Origin of the sequence: Pauljensenia hongkongensis (assembly GCF_001746855.1) — a bacterium.
In the GTDB taxonomy this organism is placed as follows: domain Bacteria; phylum Actinomycetota; class Actinomycetes; order Actinomycetales; family Actinomycetaceae; genus Pauljensenia; species Pauljensenia hongkongensis.
In genome coordinates, this window is record NZ_CP017298.1 from 1032570 (window position 1) to 1038065 (window position 5496).

At 69.3% G+C, this 5496-nt stretch carries 6 protein-coding genes; all 6 read right to left on the reverse strand.

All coding sequences use genetic code 11. From position 1 onward, the window contains the following. On the reverse strand, window positions 1-248 hold a 248-nt coding region (locus BH719_RS09600), incomplete at its 3' end, for a hypothetical protein (RefSeq protein ID WP_009743535.1). A gap of 134 nt (window positions 249-382) precedes the next feature. Further along, window positions 383-928 carry a zinc ribbon domain-containing protein gene (locus BH719_RS04290; protein ID WP_009743536.1) on the reverse strand — a complete coding sequence of 182 codons (546 nt, stop codon included), beginning with the start codon at window positions 926-928 and terminating at the stop codon, window positions 383-385. 357 nt (window positions 929-1285) lie between these two features. After that, window positions 1286-2029 carry a succinate dehydrogenase/fumarate reductase iron-sulfur subunit gene (locus BH719_RS04295; protein WP_009743537.1) on the reverse strand — a complete coding sequence of 248 codons (744 nt, stop codon included), beginning with the start codon at window positions 2027-2029 and terminating at the stop codon, window positions 1286-1288. After that, a complete protein-coding gene (locus BH719_RS04300; RefSeq protein ID WP_009743538.1) occupies window positions 2026-4005 on the reverse strand; it encodes a fumarate reductase/succinate dehydrogenase flavoprotein subunit in 1980 nt (659 codons plus the stop codon). The genes BH719_RS04295 and BH719_RS04300 overlap by 4 nt, the downstream gene beginning before the upstream one ends. A gap of 16 nt (window positions 4006-4021) precedes the next feature. Then, entirely contained in the window at window positions 4022-4735 is a 714-nt protein-coding gene (locus BH719_RS04305) for a succinate dehydrogenase cytochrome b subunit (RefSeq protein ID WP_009743539.1), read from the reverse strand. A gap of 201 nt (window positions 4736-4936) precedes the next feature. Further along, window positions 4937-5496: ribosomal protein S18-alanine N-acetyltransferase (gene rimI, locus BH719_RS04310; protein WP_009743540.1), on the reverse strand; the 560-nt coding region annotated here is incomplete at its 5' end.

Consider the following 5496-nt stretch of genomic DNA (forward strand, 5'->3'; position numbering starts at 1 on the left):
CCCGGCCCGCCGCCGGCCCCACTCCGGGCGTTCGCGACCAGCATCGCCACCCCGGCGACGCCCAGCGCCACCAGGGACCACGGGAACGCCTTGTCGGCGAGGGACTTGACGGAGCCCGGGCCGAATAGGACGCCCAGGAGCAGCGCCAGTGAGAGTAGGGCGAACACCCCCATAGCGGTGATGCCGATGGCGGCCGACACCCAGTGGCGCCGTGTGCGCGTGCCGGGACCGTTGTCGTACTCAATCATGCGCCGTCGCCTCCGCTGTTCTTGTGGCACCAGTGACCGTGTGGTGCCAGTCTACTCCGCAGGGGACGACCGTCCGCTTCCTGCCAGCCCGAGCCATGGACCATCCGCCCGGTCCCGCCGCTTCCGAGTGCGCCTCAGGGGGCGGGGGTCATCGGCGCCCCGCATCCGGAGCAGAACCTGGCGTCCTCGGTCTCCAGGTAACCGCACTTCGTGCACCGCACGCGGATCTGCGGCTCCGCTCCCCCGCCGCGGGCCATCGCGTCACGGATCATCGGCACCTCCTCCAGGGCGTCCTGCATCTGGGCGCCCTTGGAGCGCTGCCACGGCTCGGCGTCGCGGGCCTCGCCCTGGGGCGAGAGGACGACACCCGATCCGGCCAGACCCTTGCGGCCCAAGGAACGCAGCCCCTGCCCCGCCATGATGAGGAGCACCCCGACGAAGGCCAGGGGGAACGTCCGGAAGGCTCCGAAGAAGCCGTCGCCCGGAGCCGCACGGCCGAAGCGCATCGAGCCGAAGAAGGAGAAGGTCGACACGAACGGCACGAAGAACAGGATGAAGCCGAGGACGATCACAACGGCCCCGCCGTAGTACGCGGCCTTGCGCCACGTCTGCACGTCGTAGCGGCGCTCCTGGTCCCGCTCGTAAGGGGACTGGCCCTGGCTGGCCGGCCGCTGGCCCATCCGCGGCTCCTGAGGCCGGCCGTAGGCCCGTCCTTGTCCGTACCCGCTCTGATCGGGCCCTTGTCCACCGGGCCACTGCTGCGAATCCATGACAACCTCCCATGAAAGCGTCCAACAGGTCAGTATAGTCCAGAAAGGTATCGGCGGGGTCCGTCATGCGGCCGGGGCCCACTCCTCGCCGACGGATAGGAGCCACCACCAGGCCCCTGACCAGGGGGAACGCCGTGGAACACGCGTGAAACACGACGTGGCCCCGCCCTCCCGCGCGCGACCCCCCGCAATGACCCGTCGAACGCAGTGCGGCCCCGCCCCCATGAGGGGACGGGGCCGCTGGCCACTGCTCGCGCCGGCGAGCGATCACACGCCCTTCAAGGCGGCTTTGCCCAGCTGGCGGTTGAGGTTGGCGATGACGTCCAGCGGGATCTGCTTGGGGCAGACCGCGGCGCACTCGCCGACGTTCGAGCAGGAGCCGAAGCCCTCCTCGTCCATCTGGTTGAGCATGGAGACCACGCGGCGGTAGTTCTCCGGCTTGCCCTGCGGCAGCAGGCCCAGGTGCGTCACCTTCGCCGAGGTGAAGAGCATAGCCGAGGCGTTGGGGCACGCCGCCACGCAGGCGCCGCAGCCGATGCACGCCGCCGCCTCGAACGCCCGCTCGGCGTCCTGCTTGGGAACGGGGGTCGCGTCCGCGGCCGCCGCGCCGCCGGTGTTGACGGAGATGTAACCGCCGGCCTGGATGATGCGGTCGAGGGCGGACCGGTTGACCACGAGGTCCTTGATGATCGGGAAGCCCTGGGCCCGCCACGGCTCGATCGTGATGACGTCGCCGTCGTTGAAGGACCGCATGTGCAGCTGGCAGGTCGTGGTCACCTCGGGGCCGTGCGCGATGCCGTTGATGACGACGCCGCACTGGCCGCAGATGCCCTCGCGGCAGTCCGAATCGAAGGCGATGGGCTCCTCGCCCCGTTCGAAGAGCTCTTCGTTCAGCACGTCGAGCATCTCCAGGAACGAGGACTCTTCCGAGATTCCCTTCACCTGGTATTCATGAATTGCGCCCTTGTCTTCAGGACCGTTCTGGCGCCAGATCCTCAGTGTCAGGTTCACTTGTAGCTCCGCTGCTTCAACTCGATGTCGTTGTAAATCAGGTCTTCCTTGTGGAGGACCGGGGGTTGGTCGTCTCCGGCGAACTCCCAGGCCGCCACGTAGAGGAACTTGTCGTCGTGGCGCAGGGCCTCGCCCTCGGGGGTCTGGGACTCGGCGCGGAAGTGCCCGCCGCAGGACTCCTCGCGGTGGAGGGCGTCGATGCACATGAGCTCGCCCAGCTCCATGAAGTCCGCGACGCGGCCCGCCTTCTCGAGGGACTGGTTGAGCTCGCCGATCGACTTCCCGGGCACCCGGACGTCGCGCCAGTAGTCGGCGCGCAGCTCGCGGATCATCCCGATCGCCTTCTTCAGGCCGGCCTCGGTGCGCTCCATGCCGCAGTACTCCCACATGATCTTGCCCAGCTCCTTGTGGAAGGAGTCCACGGAGCGGGTGCCGCCCACCGACATGAGCGTGTCGATGCGCCCCTGGGCCGCCTCGAGGGCCTCCTTGACGGAGGGCGAGTCCTCGTTCAGCTCGGGCAGGTGGAAGCAGTGCGCCAGGTAGTCGTTGATCGTGTTGGGCAGGACGAAGTAGCCGTCCGACAGGCCCTGCATGAGCGCCGAGGCGCCCAGGCGGTTCGCGCCGTGGTCGGAGAAGTTCGCCTCGCCCGCCACGTAGAGGCCCGGCAGGTTGGACTCGAGGTCGTAATCGACCCACAGCCCGCCCATCGTGTAGTGCACGGCGGGGTAGATGCGCATCGGCACCTCGTAGGGGTTGTCGCCCGTGATCCGCTCGTACATGTCGAAGAGGTTGCCGTACTTGGCGGAGACGGCGGCCTTGCCCAGGCGCTGGATGGCGTCGGCGAAGTCGAGGTAGACGCCGCGGGCGACGCCGTCGATCTTCGGGCCGACGCCGCGGCCCTCATCGCACATGTTCTTGGCCTGGCGGCTCGCGATGTCACGGGGCACCAGGTTGCCGAAGGAGGGGTAGATGCGCTCCAGGTAGTAGTCGCGGTCCTCCTCGGGGATCTCGCGCGGGTCCTTCTCACAGTCCTCGGCGCGCTTGGGGACCCAGATGCGCCCGTCGTTGCGCAGCGACTCGGACATGAGGGTGAGCTTGGACTGCTGGTCGCCGTGCTGGGGGATGCACGTGGGGTGGATCTGCGTGAAGCAGGGGTTGCCGAAGTAGGCGCCCTTGCGGTAGGCGCGCCAAATGGCGGTGCCGTTGCAGCCCATCGCGTTGGTCGACAGGAAGAACACGTTCCCGTAGCCGCCGGTGGCCAGGACGACCGCGTCCGCGATGTGGGTGCGCAGCTCGCCGGTGGACATGTCGCGCGAGACGATGCCCCGCGCCTTGCCCTCGTCGACGATGAGCTCGACCATCTCGTGGCGCGGGTACTCGGTGACGGTGCCCGCCGCGACCTGGCGCTCCATGGCCTGGTAGGCGCCGATCAGGAGCTGCTGGCCGGTCTGGCCCCTCGCGTAGAAGGTGCGCGAGACCTGGACGCCGCCGAAGGAGCGGTTGTCCAGCTGGCCGCCGTACTCGCGGGCGAAGGGGACGCCCTGGGCGACGCACTGGTCGATGATGTTGCCGCTGACCTCGGCGAGGCGGTACACGTTGTCCTCGCGGGCGCGGTAGTCGCCGCCCTTGACCGTGTCGTAGAAGAGGCGGTACACCGAGTCGTTGTCGTTGCGGTAGTTCTTCGCGGCGTTGATGCCGCCCTGCGCGGCGATGGAGTGCGCGCGGCGGGCGGAGTCCTGGTAGAAGAACACGTCGACGTGGTAGCCCATCTCGCCCAGGGACGCGGAGGCGGCGCCGCCGGCCAGGCCGGAGCCGACGATGATGACGCGCAGCTTGCGCCGGTTCGCGGGGTTGACCAGGGCGGCCTCGAACTGGCGCCGCGCCCACCGCTCGGAGATGGGGACGTCGTGGGGCGCCTTCGTGTCGGCGATCTTCCCGCCCTCGCGGTACAGGCCGTGAATGAGTGTGTCTGTCATGGTTCCTTGGCCTTCCTCAGTGGATGATCCCGGTGGCGATGGCTGTCGGCGGGGCCAGGAACATCACGAAGATGATGACGCCGACCAGCCCGGAGAGCACGACGAGCGGCTTGCGGGTGGCGGGGCGCACCCAGCCGAGCGACTGGAACATGGACCAGAAGCCGTGGGAGACGTGGAAGCAGACCACGCCGACGAAGACCGCGTAGAACAGTACCAGCCACGGCGACTGGAATGCGGCGACCATGCGGGAGTAGGGGGCCGTGGTCTCGGAGCCGAAGTTCGCCAGCTGGCGGGGCAGGCTCGCCGTGGTGAAGTGCAGCAGGTGGAAGACGATGCCGAAGATCAGGACGACGCCCGTCAGGCGCATCGTGCGGGCCGCGTAGGAGTCGGACACCGACTTGACGACGACGTAGCGGGTGCTGCGCGCCCGGCGGGAGCGCAGCCACGTGTAGGCGGCGGCGTAGAGGTGGATGATCAGCATGAGCACCATCGCTGCCCTGAACACCCAGAGGAAGCCGCCGTGCGGGAAGATCGGCACGAAGGCCTCCTCGTGGAGCCAGTGGGCGTAGTCGTTGTAGACCTGCTCGCCCAGGAACATCTTGAGGTTGCCGTATGAGTGGAAGAGGAGGAAGAACACGAAGACGAAGCCCGAGACGGCCATCAGCTGCTTGATGAAAACGCTGGTGGTCCATGCGCGGCGCTTCTTCGTTGCGACGGTTGTTGTGGCCATGTGATGAGGATATCCACCCCCGGCCGCCCCGATGTGGGACCATTGCCGGGACCCGTCCGCCCCTGTCGCGGAGCACCGCTGTTTTCCGCGGTTTCACGCGGCTCCCGCGTCCCTCTCCTCCCTGGCGCGGAGCGCGCGCCGACTCGTCGGGGGCGCCCTCGGAGGGCGCGTCCGGAGGGCATTTTAGAAAACGCGGCCTTGCTAATTCGACGGGCGCCCCGGCGGGCCCCCGGCCAAGGCCGCCAACCGCATGACGAGGGCGTCCTCGACGGGGTTGCGGAAGTAGCGGCGCCGGCGCCCGACCGCCTCGAAACCGCGCGACAGGTAAAGGCCGATGGCGGCGTCGTTCGAGGCGCGCACGTCGAGGAAGAGCTCGTCGGCGCCCGCCCGCCGCGCCCACGCGATCAGGCCGTCGAGGAGGCGCGAGCCCACGGACCGTCCGCGCGCGCCGGGCACCACCCCGATCGTCATGATGTCCCCCTGGTCGCCGAGCGCTCTGACTCCGCCGTAGCCGCACGCCGCCCCGTCGGCGCGGGCGATGAGGTAGTGGGACGAGGCGGACGCCAGTTCCTCGCGGAGCATCCCCTCCGTCCAGGGGTCCTCCGGGAAGAGCAGCCCCTCCAGGCGCACCAGCTCGCGCAGGTCCCCCACCCGGGCGGGGACGATGTCGACAGCGGGGACCTCCCCGCACGCGGAGCCGGGGGCGCCGCCGCGCTCCCCGGGGGCGCCGGGCGCGCAATCCGTCCCGGCGGCGGGGGCGC